This window comes from Plantibacter sp. CFBP 13570 (assembly GCF_014841395.1).
Taxonomy (GTDB): Bacteria; Actinomycetota; Actinomycetes; order Actinomycetales; family Microbacteriaceae; genus Plantibacter; species Plantibacter auratus.
In genome coordinates, this window is sequence record NZ_JACYTW010000065.1 from 1 (window position 1) to 18,387 (window position 18,387).

Sequence of the window (18,387 nt, forward strand, 5' to 3'; positions counted from 1 at the left end):
CCGCGGGGCGTCGTTCGGTGGTGCGGACGCGGCGCCGGGTTCAGACACGGTGGGCGTCGACCCTGCCTCGGGTCCAGACGCGGTGGGCGTGGACCCTGCCTCGGTTGCAGGAGTCGTGGGGGGAGTGTGCTCGGTCATCGGACCTCATGCTATTCAGGGATGGCTGGAAGGCCGCAGGGCCGGAACCCCCAGAATGCTCTGAGCGGTTCCGGCCCGGCGCGCCGCGGAGGCGGCGGTGGATCCGTTCGGTGCTACTCGGCGACGCCGAGCACCGTGTGGGTGAGCTGCGACAGCGGCTCGGCGAGGGCGTTCACCTGGTCGGAGAGCTCCTTGCGCTGCTCCTCGGTGACGGTGTCGTAGCTCACGAAGCCGCTGTCGAGGCTGCCGTACTTCGCGAGCAGGTCCTGCAGCGCCGTGAACTCGGTCTCGATCTGGCCGACGAGCTTCGTGCCCGCGTCACCCTTGCTCGCGGCGATGTCCTTGACGTTGCCGAACGCGACCTCGGCTCCCTGCACGTTGGCCGCGAAGTCGTAGAGGTCGGTGTGGGACCACCAGTCCTCCTCGCCGGAGATCTTGCCGACGGCGACCTCGTCGAGGAGACCGATGGCACCGTTCGAGATGTCGCCGAGGCTCACGGTGAAGTCCTTCTCGGAGACGAGGTCGAACAGCTGCTGCACGTCGTCGACGAGTCCGGTGGCGAACTGCTGACGCTGTTCCGGCGTCGACGGCGTCCAGTCCGTCAGCGCGCTCGTGCCGTCGGAGTTCAGCGCGTCGGCTGCCGGCGGCCAGAGGTCCTTCTCGATCCGGTGGAAGCCGGTCCAGTCGAGTCCTTCAGCCACGGCGTCGACCTCGCGGTAGTCGATCTTCGGGTCGAGGTCGCCGAACGCCTCGGCCGTCGGCTCGATGCGTTCGTACGAGACGCGCGTCGTCGCGAAGAGCTGACGGGCGGTCTCATCGTCGCCGGCGGCGTACGCGTCGGTGAAGGCCTTCACCTGCGGCACGAGTTCGGCCACCTGCGACTTGATGTACGCGACGTAGTTCGTCACGGCCTGGTCGGTGAGCGCCTGCTCGTCCTTCGAGACGGCCGCGTTCTCACCGGTGACGGTGAACTCCGCGAGACCGACGGGCGCACCGACGAGCTGGAACTTGCAGGCGGTGTAGTACGTGCCGGGGTTCAGCTGTGCGACGTAGGACACCGTCTGGCCCGGCGTCACGTTCTCCTTCTCGCCGACGATGCGCAGCTTGTCCGAGGCGAGGATCTCGAACTCGTTGACGTCGGTGCCGTTGTTGGTGATCGAGAACGTCACGGCACCGGCCGTCGCCTTCGCGACGGACACCGAGCACGAGTCGTCGGTGATGGCGACGGTGAGTGCGTCGCTTCCCGTCTTGTTCGGGACGCATCCCGTGAGGGCGAGGGCGAGGACGCCCGCGCCGGCGAGGCCGGCGATGATGCGGTGCTGCATGGAGACTCCTGTCGGAAGGTGCTGGTGCTTGGTTCGTGGTGGGGCGGGGACCGGGTCAGGCGTTCGTCGCGACCGGGGTCGTGACCGCCGTCGGGCGCCGACGGCCGAGACCCGAGACCCGGATGAAGCAGACGAGCGTGACGATCAGGTACAGCAGCCACGCACCGAACTGCGCCCAGGTCGGGGCAGGGGTGAAGTTGAAGAGTCCGCCGAGGACGGTGCCGTACCAGCTCGTTGGAGGGATGATCGCGCTCAGGTTGAACGCGGCCTGCCCCCAGCCGGGGATGACGCCCGCCTCCTGGAGGTCGCCGACGCCGTAGGCGAGGACGCCGGCAGCCACGACGACGAGGAAGAGCCCCGTCCACGTGAAGAAGGTGCCGAGGTTGATCCGGACGAATCCGCGGTAGATGAGATACGCGATGACGACGGAGGTGAGGATGCCGAGGAGCGCGCCGATCGAGCCGACGACGGCGCTCTCACCGGAGTTGACGCTCGCCCAGATGAAGAGGGCGGTCTCGATGCCCTCGCGGCCGACGCTGATGAAGCCGAGGACGACGATGCCGATCGCCGATCCGGCGACGGCGGCGTCGAGTCGTGACTCGAGGTCGTGCTTGAGCTCTCGGGCGTTGCGCCCCATCCAGAAGATCATCCAGGTGACGAGCCCGACGGCCAGGATGGAGAGTCCGCCGCCGAGGATCTCCTGCGCCTGGAAGCTCAGCCCGTACGGTCCCCAGGTGAGGATGGCACCGACACCGAGCGAGACGACGATCGCGACGGCGACGCCGAGCCACAACCGGGGGAGGACGTCGCGGCGGCCGAGCTTGTTCAGGTAGGCGACGAGGATGCCGACGATGAGGCCTGCTTCGAGGCCTTCGCGGAGGCCGATGAGGTAGTTCGCGAGCACGTGACCGGACTTTCGGGCGTCGAGCAGGCGGTCGCCCAGGGGAGGCCGTCGTCTGCGGGGTAGGGATGCATCCGAGGGCGCGCCGGGCGGGGACCGTGGTCCGGGCGGGGCGCTGCGACTTCGGAACGCGGTTGGGTAAGGCTAACCTTATCCGACGTCGACCATAGCGCCTGATGCTGAGGCTGTCCAGATACAATCGGCGGATGACCGATCCGGCCTCCGACCCCAGCCTCCCAGACGGCCGCACGGTCGGCGACGACCGCTGGTTCCCGCCGACACCGCCGCAGCAGGATGCACCGCACGAGCAGTCCACGGCGTCGCGGGTGATCGGGATCGTCCTCGCCTTCCTCGTCGGTCTGGCGTACGGCGCCATCGGCACGGTCGCGCACGCCTGGGCGCCCTCCGTCCTCGGTGTCGCCCTCCCGGTCGGACTGGTGCTCGGGATCCTCGGCGTGGCCATGCTCCTGGTGGGACTCCGCATCGTCCTGGGAGACCGGCTCGCAGCGTCGGCAGCGGCGCTCGGGGTCATCCTCATGATCGGGATCCTGCTGCTCGAGAGCACCGGCGGCTCCGTCCTCATCCCGCAGAGCGTCTCGGGCCTCGTCTGGACCATCGCGCCCGGTCTCATCGCCGTCCTCGTCGTCGCGTGGCCGAAGCTCCCGGAGCGCGCCCGCACGCGCGACGAGCGCCCCGCGGGACCGGCGCCCGAACCGTTCCCCGTCTCGCCGCAGGCGTAGACTGGACAACTCAGTGCTCGTGAAGGGAGCCACCCGCCCGTGACCTACGTGATCGCCCTGCCGTGCGTCGATGTGAAGGACCGCGCCTGCATCGACGAATGCCCCGTCGACTGCATCTACGAGGGTGAACGGTCGCTCTACATCCACCCCGACGAATGCGTCGACTGCGGTGCGTGCGAGCCGGTCTGCCCGGTGGAGGCCATCTACTACGAGGACGACCTTCCCGAGGAGTGGGCGGACTACTACAAGGCCAATGTCGAGTTCTTCGACGAGATCGGTTCCCCGGGTGGGGCCGCGAAGGTCGGCGTGATCCCCTCGGACCACCCGCTCATCGCCGCGCTGCCGCCACAAGCCCACGAGTAGTCGCGTGGCACTGCAGCCGCTGCCCGACTACCCGTGGGACCTCATGGTCCCGTATGCGGAGCAGGCCCGTCGGCACCCCGACGGCATCGTCGACCTCTCGATCGGTTCGCCGGTCGATCCGACTCCCGGCCTCATCCGGGATGCGCTCCGAGCGGCCACGGACGCACACGCGTACCCGACCACGGTCGGCACGCCCGAACTCCGGCAGGCGATCGTCGACTGGTTCGCGCGCCGTCGTGGTGTCGAGGGGCTCACCCTCGACGCGGTCCTCCCGACGATCGGCTCGAAGGAACTCGTCGCGCTGCTCGCCTTCCTCCTCGGCCTGGGCGCCGGCGACACCGTGGTCCACCCGGTGGCCGCCTATCCGACGTACGCGGTCGGCGCGGCGATCGCAGGAGCCGAGGCGTTCGCCTCCGACGACCCCGCCGAATGGCCGGAGAGCACCCGGCTGGTCTGGCTGAACTCCCCAGGCAACCCCGACGGTCGTGTCCTGTCGGTCGACGAGCTGCGCGCAGCCCGAGCCAGAGCCCGCGAACTCGGCGCCGTCCTCGTGGGCGATGAATGCTACGCGGAACTCGGCTGGGAGGGGGAGTGGTCCGACACCCCGACCCCGTCCGTGCTCGATCCACGCGTGACCGACGGCGACACCGAGGGTGTCCTCGCGATCTACTCCCTGAGCAAGCAGTCCAACCTGGCCGGATACCGTGCCGCGTTCCTCGCGGGCGACGAGCGCCTGGTGCGTCGGCTGGTCACCGTCCGGAAGCACGCGGGTCTCATGCTGCCGGCCCCGCTGCAGGCCGCCATGGTCGCGGCGCTCGGCGACGACGCCCACGTGGCGGAGCAGAAGGCCCGGTACCGCGCCCGACGCGAGGTGCTGCTCCCGGCCGTCCGCGCGGCCGGGTTCCGGGTCGACCGCAGCGAGGCGGGACTGTACCTGTGGATCACCGAAGGCCAGGACGCCTGGGTCAGTATCGACCGCCTGGCGTCGATCGGTGTCCTGGCGGGTCCAGGGGTGTTCTACGGCGAGGCCGGACCGCAACACGTGCGGCTCTCCCTGACCGCCACCGACGAGCGCATCGCGGCCGCCGCGGCCCGACTTCGGGGACTCCGCCCGATTTCGGGGTGAACTCCAAGGAAGTCGCCGGATCACTGTGGGAAACAGCAGTAGGGTCCGAAGCCGATTAGGCTGTATGTGACACGCCGTCGTATCGGAGGGCGATGTCGAGTCCCTATCGCACAAAGATATGAGGAGGCGCCGTGGGCGACGTCGAGAAACAGGCTTCCACCGAGACGCAGCAGGTCACCCTGAACTACCCCGGCGGAACGGCCGAATTCCCGATCCACCAGTCAGCCCAGGGCGCGTCGAGTATCGACATCTCCTCGCTCACGCGGCAGACCGGCCTGACCACGCTCGACTACGGGTTCGTCAACACCGCGGCGACCAAGTCGGCGATCACGTACATCGACGGCGACCAGGGCATCCTGCGGTACCGCGGCTACCCGATCGAGCAGCTCGCGAAGCAGTCGACCTTCCTCGAGGTCGCCTGGCTGCTCATCCACGGTGAACTCCCGACTGCGGACGAACTCGGCGGATTCGACGAGAAGATCCGGCGCCACACGCTCCTCCACGAGGACCTCAAGCGGTTCTTCTCGGCGCTCCCGCACACGGCGCACCCGATGGCCGTCCTGTCGAGCGCCCTGCAGGCCATGTCGACCTACTACGAGTCGGACGCCAATCCGCACGATCCCGACCACGTCGAGCTCACGACGGTCCGCATGCTCGCGAAGCTCCCGGTGATCGCCGCCTACGCGCACAAGAAGTCGGTCGGGCAGGCGTTCCTCTACCCCGACAACTCGCTGAGCTTCGTCGACAACTTCCTCAAGCTGAACTTCGGCAACCTCGCCGAGCCGTACGAGATCGATCCCGTCCTGTCGAAGGCGCTCGACCTCCTGCTCATCCTGCACGAGGACCACGAGCAGAACGCCTCGACCTCCACGGTCCGCCTCGTCGGCTCCACCGGAGCGAACCTCTACGCCTCCGTGTCCGCCGGTATCAACGCCCTGTCGGGTCCGCTGCACGGTGGCGCGAACGAGGCTGTCCTGCAGATGCTCGGCCGGATCCAGGAGTCCGGCGAGGGCGTGCAGCGCTTCGTCGACCGCGTGAAGAACAAAGAAGACGGCGTGAAGCTCATGGGCTTCGGGCACCGCGTCTACAAGAACTACGACCCGCGCGCCAAGCTCGTCAAGGAGAGCGCCGGCGAGGTGCTCCGGGCGCTCGGCATCAACGACCCGCTGCTCGACCTGGCTCAGGAGCTCGAGCAGATCGCCCTGGAGGACGACTACTTCAAGGAGCGCAAGCTCTACCCGAACGTCGACTTCTACACCGGCGTCATCTACAAGGCGATGGGCTTCCCGACGCGGATGTTCACGGTGCTCTTCGCCATCGGACGCCTGCCCGGGTGGATCGCCCACTGGCGTGAGATGAACCTCGACCCGCAGACCAAGATCGGGCGCCCGCAGCAGCTGTACACGGGTTCGCCCGAGCGTCCCTTCCCGACGCGCTAGTCCCGTCCGGTTCGGTCCCTGAGCCTGTCGAAGGGCGGCCCCGCATCCACCTCGGATGCGGGGCCGTTCTGCGTCCCGGGAGGCCGGGTCAGGCGTGCAGTGCCGCGTTCAGCTCGACGCCCGAGCCCGAGCGGGGGAGCACCTCGACGGCACCGGTGAGTGAGTTCCGACGGAACAGGAGGTTCGGGACACCCGACAGCTCGACCGCCTTGAGCGTGCGCGGCGCGCCTTCGGCCGTGGCCGCAGCACCCGTGAGGACGACCTTGGTGCCCGCGGTCACGTAGAGACCCGCCTCGACCACCGAGTCGTCGCCGATCGAGATGCCGATGCCGGAGTTGGCGCCGAGGAGGGCGCGCTGACCGATCGCCACCCGCTGCGTCCCGCCGCCGGAGAGCGTCCCCATGATCGACGCACCACCCCCGATGTCGCTGCCGTCACCGACGACGACGCCCTGCGAGATGCGTCCTTCGACCATCGACGCGCCGAGGGTCCCGGCGTTGAAGTTGACGAAGCCCTCGTGCATGACGGTGGTGCCCGGTGCCAGGTGGGCGCCGAGCCGGACGCGCGAGGCGTCGGCGATCCGGACCTTGTCGGGCGTCACGTAGTCGAGGAGTCTCGGGAACTTGTCGATGCCGGTCGCGTGGATGCCGGCGCGGAGGAGCGACGGTCGGAGGCGGTCGAAGTCCGCGGGGTGGACGGGGCCGGCGTTGGTCCAGACGACGATGGGGAGGTGCGCGAAGACACCGTCGAGCGAGATCGTGTTCGGCTGGACGAGCAGGTGGCTGAGCAGGTGCAGCCGCAGGTAGGCGTCCGGGGTGCTCTGCGGAGCGGCCTGCAGCTCGATCTCGACCGTGACGATGTCGATGCGGACGGCCCGGCGCTCGTCGTCGGTCGCGAGGGCCTCGAGGTCTGCGGGGGCGATCCAGCGATCGCGGCCCTCGGGGATCCGTCCGAGCGAGGGCTCGGGGAACCAGGTGTCGAGCACGGTGCCGTCGGCGGCGATGGTCGCGAGGCCGGAGCCCCAGGCGTGAGTCGGAACAGGGGTCTCGGCAGGCGCAGCGGTCATGGCTCCAGGGTACCGGCCAACACTCAGGCCGACGGCCAATACACTGGTGCCATGCCAGCCGAAGTCCCCGTACTCGACCTGTCCGTCTCCTCGGTGGAACTCACCCAGCAGCTGTGCGACATCGCCTCCGTCTCGGGGGATGAGGCCCGCATCGCCGACGCGATCGAGGCGTCGCTCGAGGGTCTCGGGCACCTGACGATCGTGCGCGACGGCGACACGGTGGTCGCTTCCACCTCGCTCGGGCGTGCACAGCGGGTCATCATCGCCGGCCACATCGACACCGTCCCGATCAACGGAAACGTCCCGACCCGGTTCGAGGAGCGCGACGGCGAGGCGGTGCTCTGGGGTCGGGGGACGGTCGACATGAAAGGCGGCGTCGCGGTCCAGCTGAAGCTCGCGGCTGAGCTCACCGATCCCATCGTCGACATCACCTGGATGTGGTACGACAACGAGGAGGTCGCATCCGACCTCAACGGCCTCGGGCGTCTCGCGCGGAACCGTCCCGACCTGTTCGTCGGTGACTTCGCGATCCTCGGCGAGCCGAGCAACGCCGGCGTCGAGGGTGGCTGCAACGGAACGCTGCGCGTCCACGTGAGCGCCCACGGTAAGCGCTCGCACGCGGCCAGGAGCTGGGTCGGCGTCAACGCGATCCACGCGATCTCCCCGGTCCTCGCGACGCTCGCCTCGTACACGCCCCGGGAGGTCGAGGTCGACGGGCTCGTCTACCGGGAGGGCGTCAACGCGGTCGGGATCACCGGCGGCGTCGCCGGGAACGTGATCCCGGACTTGGTCACCGTCGAGGTGAACTACCGCTTCGCTCCGAGCCGGACGGGTGCCGAGGCGCTCGCCCACCTCGAGGAGCTCTTCTCCGGCTTCGAGGTCGTGCAGACGGACGTCGCGGAGGGCGCTCGTCCCGGGCTCGACGCGCCGATCGCCCAGGACTTCCTGGCCGCGGTCGGCGGTACACCGGCCCCGAAGTACGGCTGGACGGACGTCGCACGCTTCTCCGCACTCGGCGTCCCCGCCGTCAACTACGGACCGGGTGACCCGCTCCTCGCCCATGCCGACGACGAGCGCGTCCCGCTCGCACACATCCAGGACTGCGAGCGCGGGCTCCGCGCCTGGCTGACCGGGCCCGATGGTCGCTGACGCGGCCCACTCGACCGAGGTCGAGGAGCGGCCGTCGATGCTCCGGCGCTGGGCCCGCCTGCCCTGGTGGGGGCGGATCACCATCGTGTACGTGCTGTCCCGCCTGGTGACGACCGCGATGTTCGCGGTCGCGAGTCTGCTGCAGGCGCCGGACTCCCGGTTCGGCGCGTTCCCCTCGCTCGGCACGCTCGCCGCCGGCTGGGACGGACAGTGGTACTGGTGGATCGCGACGTACGGCTACCCGACCCAGCTGCCGCTCGACGACGCCGGCCGGGTCGCGGAGAACGCGTGGGCGTTCATGCCGGTCTATCCGGGGGTCGTGAAGGCGCTCTCGGTCGTCACCTTTCTGCCGTGGCCGGTCATGGCCGTCATCGTCTCGCTGTGCTGCGGCTTGGGGGCGGCCCTGCTGTTCCACCGGCTCCTGCGCATCCGCCTCGGCGATGAACGGGCGATGTTCGCCGTCGTGCTGTTCTGCATCGCCCCGCTCAGCGCCCTGTTCCAGGTCGCCTATGCGGAATCGATGTTCCTGCTGCTGCTGACGCTCGCACTGCTCCTGCTCGTGACGCGCCGGTACGGCTGGCTCCTCGCCGTCATCCCGGTCATGGCGTTCACCCGCCCCGGAGTCCTGGCCTTCTCGCTCCTGCTGGGCCTCCATCTCATCGTGCGGATCGTCACGCGACACCGCGACCCGGTCGCGCGCCGGGAGGTCGTCCTCATCCTCGCGGGCGGGGCCCTCGCTGCCCTCGCCGGATTCGCGTGGATGGTCATCGCCGGTCTCGTCACCGGGACGCCGGAGGCGTACCTCGAGACGGAGCTGGCGTGGCGGGCCGCCTTCATCGGGGAGCAGCCCCTCGTCCCGTTCTCGGCCTGGATCCAGGGCGGCCAGTTCTGGTTCGGGGATGGTCCGGGCATCGCCGTCGTCGCCGCGATCTTCGTCGGCTCCGTCGTGCTCCTGTTCCTCCCACCGGTGCGCCGGCTCGGTGCCGACCTCCGGTTGTGGGCGGGGTCCTACCTCCTGTACCTCTTCGCGGTGTTCTTCCCGCAGACGAGTGTCTTCCGGCTGCTCGTACCGGTCTTCCCGCTCCTCGGTGCGGTCGCCGTCCCACGGAACCGCTGGTACCGCGGTGGCGTCGTCATCGTCTCGCTGGCGTTGCAATGGTGTTGGATCTTCGTCATGTACGGCCTCGCGAACGCGTATTGGACCATTCCCTGAGCGCGGATCGGGCGTCATCCTGCGCCTCGCCGCGCTCAGGATTATCACGAGCCCCCGTGATACGAGATAATGGGGGTCAGTCGAATAACGAGAGGGGACTCGCATGGCCGCAATGAAGCCACGCACCGGAGACGGGCCAATGGAGGCCGTGAAGGAGGGTCGGCTCATCATCGTGCGAGTGCCTCTTGAAGGGGGAGGGCGTCTCGTCGTGTCGGTCAACGACGCAGAGGCTCAAGAACTGCATGATGCACTCGCGGGTGTGGTGAGCGCGGGCTGATCCCCGTCACCGACGCCGCATGAGCCGAGAACCGGCCGTCATCACTGCTCTCAGAGTCAGGATGGCGGCCGGTTCGTCGTCGTGCGGAGGGCTCAGAGGTTCGGTTTGGTGATCTGCAGGAGGCCGTCGCCGGCCGGGGACAGGGCGCTGACGACCGCGTCTGACGCGGAGATCTCCTGGACGAGCGAGCGGAAGAGGCCTGTGGTCTCGTCCCGCTGAGCCGGATCGGCCACGCGGCCCCGCCAAAGCGCGTGCGGGACGAGCACGGTGCCACCGGGACGCACCAGACGGAGTCCGTGCTCGACGTACTCGATGACCGATCCCGGGTCGCCGTCGACGAGGACGAGGTCGTAGGAGTTCTCGTTCATCCGCGGCAGGACGTCGAGCGCGCTGCCGGTGATGAGGCGGATGCGGTTGGTCGTGATGCCGGCCTCCGTGAACGCCGCGCGTGCCTGCTGCTGGTGCACGATCTCGGTGTCGATGGACGTCAGCACCGCGCTCGTGGCGCCGCGGAGCAGCCAGAGCCCGGAGACGCCGGTGCCGGTGCCCACCTCGACGATGGACTCCGCGCGGGTAGCCGCGGCCACCACCGCGATCTGCGCGCCGATCGCCGGGGAGATCGGTTCGACGCCCAGTTCGTGCGCGTGAGCGCGCGCCGTGAGCATCGCCGCGCTCTCGACGACGACGTCGCCCGCGTACTTCCAGTTGAGATTGTGTTCTGACACCTTGCCTCCGGATCCCAGCGTATGGCCTGCAACTGCTCCGACAGCTGAGGCTCGCGCGGTAGTCTGATGTCGTGTTCGGTCTGACCTTCGACAAACTCCTCATCATCGGGGTCATCGCCGTGTTCCTGCTGGGTCCGGAACGGCTGCCGTACTACGCCTCGCAACTGGCGCGACTCGTCCGCACCCTCCGCGACCTCGCCTCCGGCGCCAAGGACCGGATGCGCGAGGAGATGGGACCGGAGTTCGACGAGGTCGACTGGAAGAAGCTCGACCCGCGTCAGTACGATCCGAGACGCATCATCCGCGAGGCGCTCCTCGACGACGAGCCTCCGGTGACGCCGACGGTCGCGACGACCGCTCCGCTCGACGCGGCTCCCGCAGCCGCGGCCGCCGATGCAGCCGTCCCATCGCTCGAGAAGCCGAAGTCGATCCAGGCGGCGACCGACGAGCGCCTGCGCCGACTCGCCGCCGGAGAGACCGCCGCGCCCCCGTTCGACCTCGAAGCCACCTGAGTCCGCTTCGGTCGCGCACGTCCGACCCGGACGGCTCAGCTCGTGCTGACGCCGAGACGACGACCGGCGAGGCCACGAGGTCTCGCAGCGAGCTGACCGGCCAGCCGGAGGATCTCGGCAGCCGCGGGATCCGTCGGATCCGAGAGGACGATCGGCAGCCCGGCGTCCCCGCCCTCCCGAAGCGGAACGCTGAGCGGGACCGAGGCGAGGAGCGGTACCGGGGCGTCCTGGCCGATCGACAGCCGCGCCGCGAGCGCCTCGCCACCCCCTGAGCCGAACAGCTGCAGGACGCTGCCGTCGGGCTGGGGGAGACCCGCCATGTTCTCGATGACGCCGTGGACGCGCTGCCCGGTCTGGCGCGCCACCACGCCGCTGCGCTCGGCCACCTCGGCGGCGGCCGGCTGCGGTGTCGTGACGACGAGCACCTCGGCGTGGGGGAGCAGCTGGCCGATGGAGATGGCGACGTCCCCGGTGCCGGGCGGGAGGTCGAGGAGCAGCACGTCGAGGTCGCCGAAGAACACGTCGGTCAGGAACTGCTGGATGGTGCGGTGGAGCATCGGTCCGCGCCAGGCGACGGCGACGGCGGTGGTGCCGTCCGTCGGTGCGTCGATGAACATGCCGATCGAGACGACCTTCACGCCGTGGGCGACGGGTGGCAGGATCATGTCGCCGACCTGCGTCGGTTTGACGGCCAGGCCGTTCTCGACCAGGCCGAGGAGCCCCGGGATGGAGAACCCGTGGACGTCCGCGTCGACCAGGCCGACCCGCAGACCGCTGGTGGCGAGTGCGACGGCCAGGTTCGCGGTCACCGTCGACTTCCCGACACCGCCCTTGCCGCTCGTGACGGCGTACACGCGGGTCAGTGAGTCCGGGCCGAACGGGATGCCGCGGGCGCTCCGGCCGCCTCGGAGGCGCTCCGTGAGTGCCTGACGCTCTGCCGTCGTCATCACCTGGACGTCGACCGCGACGCTCGTCACCCCGGGGGTCGCGGCGGTGGCGTCACGGACGTCGCGCTCGATGCTCGCCGCTGCCGGGCAGCCGACGATCGTGAGCTTGATCGTGACATCGGCGGCACCGGTGTCGTCCACCGTGATCGGGCCGACCATGTCGAGTTCGGTGATCGGTTTGCGGATCTCGGGGTCGATGACGCGGGCGAGCGCGGTCCTGATCCGCTCGGCAAGGCCGATGTCAGCCGCGCCGGCGTCAGCCACGCCGACGCTCAGGCCCGTCGTGTTCGGGCTGGTCGGTGCGATCCCGATCGAGTTCCTCGAGGAGGGAGCGCAGCTCGGCGCGGATGAAGTCCTTCGACGCCATATCCTTGAGGGCCAGTCGCAGCGCCACGACCTCACGGGCGAGGTACTCGGTGTCGGCGAGGTTGCGTTCGGACCGCTGACGGTCCTGCTCGATCTGCACCCGGTCGCGGTCGTCCTGTCGGTTCTGGGCGAGCAGGATGAGCGGCGCCGCGTACGAGGCCTGGAGCGACAGCACGAGGGTCAGGGCGACGAAGCCGATGTCGACGGAGTCGAATCGGAGGGCGAGCGGACCGTAGGTGTTCCACGCGATCCACAGGATGACGAAGAGGGTGAGGCCGAGGAGGAACCACGGCGTGCCCATCGCCCGGGCGATCCACTCGGTGAACCGGCCGAAGCGGTCGCGCGAGGCCGGGGCGCGGCGGATGGAACGGACGGAACTCCGAAGCCCCTTCGGAGCGTCGAGCCTGACCTCATTGCGGGGAGCTCGTGCCACGACCTGCCCTCCTTCCGTTCGATCCGAGCCGCTGTTCCGACGCCGGGAGTTCATCGTTCTCGTCGATGCTGCGCCAGTCGTCCGGGAGCAGGTAGTCGAGGACGTCGTCGATTGTCACGACGCCGAGGAGCCGGTGCTGTTCGTCGACGACGGGTACCTGGACGAGGTTGTAGCTCGCGAGGATCCGCGAGACCTCGGCGGCGGAGGTCCGCACGCCTACCGGATCGAGGCTCTGATCGAGCAGGGTCCCGAGGCGCTCGTGCGGCGGGTAGCGGAGCATGCGCTGGAAGTGCACCATCCCGAGGAAGCGTCCCGTCGGCGACTCGTACGGCGGCAGGGTGATGCAGACGCCGGCCGCCAGCGCCGGTGCCAGCTCGGAGCGTCGGATCGACGCGAGGGCCTCCGCGACGGTGGCGTCGGCGGAGAGGATGATCGGCTCGGTCGTCATGAGGCCACCCGCGGTCTCCGGGTCGAACCGGAGCAGCATGCGGACATCCTCCGCCTCCTCCGGCTCCATGAGCTCGAGGAGGTGCTCCCCGCGGTCCTCGGGGAGCTGGGCGATGAGGTCGGCCGCGTCGTCCGGCTGCATCTGATCGAGGACGTCGGCTGCGCGGTCGTCGTCGAGTTGGGCGAGGATCTGCACCTGGTCCGTCTCGGGCATCTCCTCGAGCACGTCCGCGAGGCGGTCGTCCGACAGCTCCTCCGCGACCTCGATCATCCGGTCGCGCGGGAGGTCGAGGAGCGTGTTCGCGAGGTCGGCCGGTTTCAGGTCGGCGTAAGTCGCGATGAGCTGCTCGGCGGACTGGGCCTCGCCGAGCTCCTGCTCCTCGCGAAGTTCGTTCCAGGTGGCGAAGGTCGTCGGGCCCTTCACGAAGGGGGAGGCGGTGGTCTTCGGGCGGCGGACGAACAGCTGCGACACCTGCCACTCGCCGGGGCCCTGCTCCTCGATGGCGACGTCCTCGATCGTCGCCTCCTCGCCGGTGGCGCGGAAGACGACGCGTCGGCCGAAGAGTTCGGCGATCACGCGCACCTCGCCACCGCGCTGCTCGAACCGGCGGACGTTGATGAGTCCCGTGGTGATGATCTGCCCGGCGCCGATGCTCGTCACGCGGCCGATCGACACGAATACACGGCGTTTGCCGGGGATCTCGACGATGAGGCCGACGACCCGCGGGGGTTTGCCGGTGCGGTAGACGACGAGCACGTCCCTGACCTTGCCGACACGATCGCCCGCGGGGTCGAAGACGGTGCACCCGGCGAGCCTGGCGACGAACACTCTGGTTGCACTCACGACTACTAACCTACCCGCCGGTGGTCGGCCTGGAGTGCCCGCTCCAGGCGGGGTGAGAGGATGGAGGCATGAGTGATCCGCGACAGTTCGGCCGGAAGGGCGCCCCGGCGCTCGGCGTCATCCCGCGAGGCGAGACGGTGGCCAGCTACGAGAGCTACGAGTCCGCGCAGGCCGCGATCTCGTCGCTCGCCCACACCGATTTCCCGGTCAAGGAGATCTCGATCGTCGGCAGTGATCTCAAGAGCGTCGAACGCGTCACCGGTCGCCTCAGCTACGGCCGTGCTGCGGGAGCCGGTGCGGTCAGCGGTGCCTGGCTCGGACTGTTCCTCGGGCTCGTCCTCGTCATCTTCAACCCCGAGACGAACCTCATGCTGCTCGGTGCCGCGGTGCTCATGGGTGCTGCGTTCGGCATGCTGTTCGGCATCGTGTCGTACTCGGTGACCCGCAAGCGACAGGAGTACACCTCGGCCACGCTCGTCGTGGCGACGCGCTACGACCTCATCGTCGGCGGTGAGCTCGCGAACCGCGCACGCAACCTCCTGGAGCGCGGCCCGGAGACCGACGCGGGCTGATCCGGCCGCGTCAGGCTCCGAGCCGTCGCCCGGCGGACGGGCTCAGCGCGCGAGCCAGGCCTCGACCTCGTCCGCGGTGCGCGGGATGCCGGCCGACAGGTTCTCCGCGCCGTCCTCGGTGACGAGGATGTCGTCCTCGATCCGGACGCCGATGCCGCGGTACTCCTCGGGGACCGTGAGGTCGTCGACCTGGAAGTAGAGGCCGGGCTCGATGGTGAAGACCATGCCGGGCTCGATCACGGCGTCGGCGTACATCTCGCGGCGGGCCTGCGCGCAGTCGTGCACGTCGGTGCCGAGGTGGTGGCTCGTCCCGTGCACCATGTACCGCCGGTGCTGCTCGTTCTCCTTCAGGAGGGCTTCCTCGGCGGTGACGGGGAGCAGGCCCCACTCGGCGGTCTTGCGTGCGATCACCGCCATCGCGGCCGCGTGCACCTCGCGGAACCGGATGCCGGGGCGGACGATGGCGAAGGCCTCGTCGGCCGCCTCGCGGACAGCCTCGTAGACCCGACGCTGGACCTCGGTGAACGTGCCGGACACCGGGATCGTGCGGGTGATGTCGGCGGTGTAGTAGCTGTCGAGCTCGACGCCGGCGTCGATGAGGATGAGGTCGCCCGGGACGACCCGTCCGTCGTTGCGCGTCCAGTGGAGGATGCAGGCGTGCGGCCCGGCGGCGGCGATGGTCTCGTACCCGACGCCGTTCCCGTCGGCGCGAGCCCGCCCGGCGAAGACGCCCTCGACGATGCGCTCGCCGCGCTCGTGCGCGAGGACCTTCGGGAGTTCGGCGACGACGTCGTCGAAGCCGCGCGCGGTCGCGTCGACGGCGAGACGCATCTGCGCGATCTCGTAGGCGTCCTTCACGAGGCGCATCTCGGACACGGCGCGCGTCAGGGTGTCGTCGACGTCGACCGTGAGATCGGCGGCGTCGGCGGTGAACGCCGAGAGGTCGGCGGTCGCGATCGCGAGGTCGGCGGCCACCTGGGCGAGCGACGGACGCGCACCGATCCAGAACTCGCCGATCGCGGCGTTCGTGTAGAACTCGTCGGTGTCGCGGCCCGCTCGCTCGCGGAAGTACAGGGTCGCGGTGTGGCCGGACTCCTCGGGATCGAGCACGAGGACGCTGTCGGGCTCGGTGTCGGCCGCCCAGCCGGTGTAGTAGGAGAAGGCGGAGTGCGCCCGGTACAGGTAGTCGGTGTCGTTCGACCGCTGCTTCATCCCGCCCGCGGGGAGGACGAGACGGTGACCGGGGAACTGTGCCGACAGGCGTTCACGACGAGCCGCTGCGAGGCCGGCGGTCTCCCGCGGCTCCGGCAGGACCTCGGGGCGGTCTGCCCACCCGGTGCCGATGAAGGCGCGGAAGCCCTCGGACCAGGCGGCCGCCCGGTTGGAGGTCGCCTCGGTCTGGACGGTGTTCGAACTGGATGTGTCTGCGGAAGTCGCCATACCTCCATTGTCGCACTGCGGTCGCGACAGGCGCCCGACCCTCAGCTCCCCGTGCGGGGGAGCAGCGTCGCGACCACGGGCCGGTGATCACTGCCCGTGCCGTCGACGTCGGTCAGGACGTGAGCAGACACCGTGACCCATCCCGGTGTCGCCATGACGTGGTCGATCGGTGCGCCGAGGACAGTCGGGAGCTCGGTCGGCCAGGTACCGAGCCCGGCTGCCGCGTCGGCCGCCGCGGCGTCGTGGCACGCGCCGAGGTCGCCGACGCCGCGCAACCCGGCGAGGTGGTCGAGCGTCGCGTTGAAGTCACCGGCCATGATCACGTCCGCGTCGTCGGTGCAGCGGCCGGCGAGATCGGCGAGCTCCGCACGCCAGTCGTCGAGCCGACTCGGCAGTGGGGCCGTGGTGTGGACCGCGACGAGGGTCGGTCCGCGGCCGAGGACCGGATCGGCGATGAGCGTCTCCGAGCGCTCGATGGCGGTCGGGCCGGTCACCGTCGGTGCACGGACCGCGTACTCGCCGAGTCCGGTGCTGATGAGGAGGCTCGTCCCTCCTGCGTCGGCGTCGGTCGAATGCGCAACCATCGGCCGTCCGGCGGCGGTCATCGCGGCGGCGACGACCGCCGCGGTGTCGGACGAGGTCTCCGGCAGGGAGACGACGTCGGCGCCCTCACGCACCGCGATCGCCGCGATCGTCCCGGGGTCGACGGCGTCGCCGAGGGTGTTCCAGGCGAGGACCGTGACCTGATCCGCGAGGTCGGTCGCCTCTCCGGCGACCATCTGGTCGTCGACCCCGCGGTTGGCCGTGACGACGGCGCCGGTGACCGAGACCGCGGCGAGGACGACCGCCAGGATGGCGGGGAGCACGCGGCGGGATCCCCGGACGAGGATCGCCGTCACGAGGCAGAGGAGGGCGCCGCCCGCGGCGGCGATCGCCACGAGGAGGCGGAACGCGCTCAGTTGGACGACGACCTGGGCCTGCTCGAGACCGAACAGCCCGGGGAGGACGGCGACGACGAGCAGGGCCGTGGTCGCGATCGCGAGCACGGCCGCGATGACGCCACCGACGGTCTTCAGCACCCGCGTCAGCGTAGGCGAGCGGTCTGGGAGTCCTCGGGGCAGGACCTGCGACTAGGGTGGAAGCGTGGTGAGCGCTCGAGACATGCACGGCCCCGCCGATCTGCACACGCACTCGAGCGTCTCGGACGGCACGGAGACGCCGACGCAGCTGATGCGCGCGGCCGGTGCCGCGGGGCTCGGCACGATCGCCCTCACCGACCACGACTCCACCGCCGGCTGGGCCGAGGCGTCCGTCGAGTCGCGCCGCCAGGGCATCACCCTGCTCCCCGGAATGGAACTGAGCACCCGCTACGAGTGGCGGAGCGTGCACCTGCTCGCATACCTCATCGATCCGTTGAACGGCGACCTGCTCCAGGAGACTGCGAAGATCCGGGAGTCCAGGCTCCGGCGGGCCGAAGGCATCGTGGCACGCATCGGTGGCGACTACCCGCTGTCCTGGGCGGATGTCCTCGCGCAGACCCGCGAAGGGGCGACTGTCGGACGGCCCCACATCGCCGATGCCCTCGTCGCCCTCGGGATCGTGGCCGACCGTGGCGAAGCCTTCGACGGCATCCTGCATCCGCGCACCGGGTACTACGCGCCGCACTACGCGCCCGACCCGCTCACCGCGGTCAAGCTCGTCCGCGCCGCCGGTGGCGTCCCCGTGATCGCCCACCCGGTCCCGGCCGGCCGCGACCGGATGCTGCCCGAGCCGTACTTCCGCGAACTCGCTGACGCGGGCCTGTTCGGGCTCGAGATCGAGCATCGCGAGAACACCGAGGAGGGGAAGGTCGTCGTGCGGCGGATCGCCTCCGAGCTGGGCCTCGTCGCGACCGGTTCGAGCGATTATCACGGAACCGGGAAGCCGAACCGCCTCGGCGAGAACACCACGGACATCGACGTGGTCCGACGCATCGTGGCCGAGGCCACCGGCTCGGCGCCCGTCCTACCCGACTGATCTGGGGCGCGCCCGGAGTGCCCTTCGACACGCTCAGGGACCGGGGTGTACTTCTCCCGGTCACTGAGCTTGTCGAAGTGCCCACGGGGGCGCAGCGGATGTGAGGGGACGCCGGTCGGAGCACCCTTCGACTGCCTCAGGGACCGGTATCCTTCGGTCATCAATCGTGTCGAGCGCAGCGCTCGCGACATGCAGAACGCCCGCATCCGGAAGGGTGCGGGCGTTCTGCGTGGCGGATCTACGCCGTGGGGGCCGGGGGAGCGGTGCGGCGCGTCCGGCTCCGGCGGCGGGGAGCGCTGTTGCCGTCGCGGTGCTCCGGACCGTGGCCGTCGTGGGTGCCTGCTGCGG

At 69.9% G+C, this 18,387-nt stretch carries 19 protein-coding genes; 10 read left to right on the forward strand and 9 right to left on the reverse strand.

What is annotated here, in order from left to right; all coding sequences use genetic code 11:
• Positions 1 to 251: 251 nt before the first annotated feature.
• Together efeO and efeU are read right to left on the reverse strand one after the other, a co-directional pair.
• Positions 252 to 1,463: an iron uptake system protein EfeO gene (gene efeO / locus IFT89_RS16830; protein ID WP_124769013.1), complete on the reverse strand. Its 1,212-nt coding sequence runs from the start codon at positions 1,461 to 1,463 to the stop codon at positions 252 to 254.
• A 55-nt stretch (positions 1,464 to 1,518) separates the two neighbouring features.
• The gene (gene efeU / locus IFT89_RS16835) at positions 1,519 to 2,367 is read right to left on the reverse strand and encodes an iron uptake transporter permease EfeU (protein ID WP_192005229.1); all 849 of its coding nucleotides are present in this window, start codon (positions 2,365 to 2,367) and stop codon (positions 1,519 to 1,521) included.
• A 203-nt stretch (positions 2,368 to 2,570) separates the two neighbouring features.
• Between efeU and IFT89_RS16840 the strand changes: the two genes are divergently transcribed.
• The 4 genes from IFT89_RS16840 (at position 2,571) to IFT89_RS16855 (ending at position 6,032) form a co-directional block, all read left to right on the forward strand.
• Complete coding sequence (locus tag IFT89_RS16840; protein WP_202939532.1) at positions 2,571 to 3,104, forward strand: hypothetical protein; 534 nt, start codon at positions 2,571 to 2,573, stop codon at positions 3,102 to 3,104.
• A gap of 39 nt (positions 3,105 to 3,143) precedes the next feature.
• The gene (gene fdxA, locus IFT89_RS16845; RefSeq protein ID WP_079705538.1) at positions 3,144 to 3,467 is read left to right on the forward strand and encodes a ferredoxin; all 324 of its coding nucleotides are present in this window, start codon (positions 3,144 to 3,146) and stop codon (positions 3,465 to 3,467) included.
• Positions 3,468 to 3,471: 4 nt separating this feature from the next.
• On the forward strand, positions 3,472 to 4,593 hold the full coding sequence (dapC, locus tag IFT89_RS16850) for a succinyldiaminopimelate transaminase (protein WP_307783534.1): 1,122 nt from the start codon (positions 3,472 to 3,474) through the stop codon (positions 4,591 to 4,593).
• Between the two features lie 179 nt (positions 4,594 to 4,772).
• Positions 4,773 to 6,032: a citrate synthase gene (locus IFT89_RS16855; protein ID WP_064296340.1), complete on the forward strand. Its 1,260-nt coding sequence runs from the start codon at positions 4,773 to 4,775 to the stop codon at positions 6,030 to 6,032.
• Positions 6,033 to 6,120: 88 nt separating this feature from the next.
• On the opposite strand, the gene dapD is transcribed toward IFT89_RS16855, so the two are convergent.
• Entirely contained in the window at positions 6,121 to 7,098 is a 978-nt protein-coding gene (dapD, locus tag IFT89_RS16860) for a 2,3,4,5-tetrahydropyridine-2,6-dicarboxylate N-succinyltransferase (RefSeq protein WP_202939533.1), read from the reverse strand.
• A gap of 51 nt (positions 7,099 to 7,149) precedes the next feature.
• Here dapD and dapE point away from each other — a divergent pair, with 51 nt between their 5' ends.
• The 3 genes from dapE (at position 7,150) to IFT89_RS16875 (ending at position 9,737) form a co-directional block, all read left to right on the forward strand.
• The gene (gene dapE, locus IFT89_RS16865; protein ID WP_202939534.1) at positions 7,150 to 8,247 is read left to right on the forward strand and encodes a succinyl-diaminopimelate desuccinylase; all 1,098 of its coding nucleotides are present in this window, start codon (positions 7,150 to 7,152) and stop codon (positions 8,245 to 8,247) included.
• Entirely contained in the window at positions 8,237 to 9,460 is a 1,224-nt protein-coding gene (locus IFT89_RS16870) for a hypothetical protein (RefSeq protein ID WP_244650778.1), read from the forward strand. Before dapE ends, IFT89_RS16870 begins: the two co-directional genes overlap by 11 nt.
• A 103-nt stretch (positions 9,461 to 9,563) precedes the next feature.
• Positions 9,564 to 9,737: a DUF3117 domain-containing protein gene (locus IFT89_RS16875; RefSeq protein ID WP_079002123.1), complete on the forward strand. Its 174-nt coding sequence runs from the start codon at positions 9,564 to 9,566 to the stop codon at positions 9,735 to 9,737.
• Between the two features lie 92 nt (positions 9,738 to 9,829).
• Here IFT89_RS16875 and IFT89_RS16880 read toward each other — a convergent pair whose 3' ends face one another.
• Positions 9,830 to 10,462 carry an O-methyltransferase gene (locus IFT89_RS16880; protein ID WP_064296167.1) on the reverse strand — a complete coding sequence of 211 codons (633 nt, stop codon included), beginning with the start codon at positions 10,460 to 10,462 and terminating at the stop codon, positions 9,830 to 9,832.
• Between the two features lie 71 nt (positions 10,463 to 10,533).
• Between IFT89_RS16880 and IFT89_RS16885 the strand changes: the two genes are divergently transcribed.
• On the forward strand, positions 10,534 to 10,974 hold the full coding sequence (locus tag IFT89_RS16885) for a Sec-independent protein translocase TatB (RefSeq protein WP_124769019.1): 441 nt from the start codon (positions 10,534 to 10,536) through the stop codon (positions 10,972 to 10,974).
• Between the two features lie 35 nt (positions 10,975 to 11,009).
• Here the strand turns inward: IFT89_RS16885 and IFT89_RS16890 are convergent, their stop codons facing one another.
• Genes IFT89_RS16890 through IFT89_RS16900 form a run of 3 tightly spaced genes read right to left on the reverse strand, consistent with a single transcriptional unit; the run spans position 11,010 to position 14,011 of the window.
• Entirely contained in the window at positions 11,010 to 12,185 is a 1,176-nt protein-coding gene (locus tag IFT89_RS16890) for an Mrp/NBP35 family ATP-binding protein (protein ID WP_202939535.1), read from the reverse strand.
• Positions 12,178 to 12,720: a DUF1003 domain-containing protein gene (locus tag IFT89_RS16895; RefSeq protein WP_071261025.1), complete on the reverse strand. Its 543-nt coding sequence runs from the start codon at positions 12,718 to 12,720 to the stop codon at positions 12,178 to 12,180. The genes IFT89_RS16890 and IFT89_RS16895 overlap by 8 nt, the downstream gene beginning before the upstream one ends.
• Positions 12,698 to 14,011: a magnesium transporter MgtE N-terminal domain-containing protein gene (locus tag IFT89_RS16900; RefSeq protein WP_079705545.1), complete on the reverse strand. Its 1,314-nt coding sequence runs from the start codon at positions 14,009 to 14,011 to the stop codon at positions 12,698 to 12,700. The genes IFT89_RS16895 and IFT89_RS16900 overlap by 23 nt, the downstream gene beginning before the upstream one ends.
• A 68-nt stretch (positions 14,012 to 14,079) precedes the next feature.
• Between IFT89_RS16900 and IFT89_RS16905 the strand changes: the two genes are divergently transcribed.
• Positions 14,080 to 14,583, forward strand: a complete 504-nt coding sequence (locus IFT89_RS16905) for a general stress protein (RefSeq protein ID WP_079705546.1) — start codon at positions 14,080 to 14,082, stop codon at positions 14,581 to 14,583.
• A 42-nt stretch (positions 14,584 to 14,625) separates the two neighbouring features.
• On the opposite strand, the gene IFT89_RS16910 is transcribed toward IFT89_RS16905, so the two are convergent.
• Together IFT89_RS16910 and IFT89_RS16915 are read right to left on the reverse strand one after the other, a co-directional pair.
• Entirely contained in the window at positions 14,626 to 16,023 is a 1,398-nt protein-coding gene (locus tag IFT89_RS16910) for an aminopeptidase P family protein (RefSeq protein ID WP_079705547.1), read from the reverse strand.
• Between the two features lie 41 nt (positions 16,024 to 16,064).
• A complete protein-coding gene (locus tag IFT89_RS16915) occupies positions 16,065 to 17,102 on the reverse strand; it encodes an endonuclease/exonuclease/phosphatase family protein (RefSeq protein ID WP_202939536.1) in 1,038 nt (345 codons plus the stop codon).
• A gap of 82 nt (positions 17,103 to 17,184) precedes the next feature.
• On the opposite strand from IFT89_RS16915, the gene IFT89_RS16920 reads away from it, so the two are divergent.
• Positions 17,185 to 18,039: a PHP domain-containing protein gene (locus IFT89_RS16920; protein ID WP_194644804.1), complete on the forward strand. Its 855-nt coding sequence runs from the start codon at positions 17,185 to 17,187 to the stop codon at positions 18,037 to 18,039.
• Positions 18,040 to 18,387: the final 348 nt, after the last annotated feature.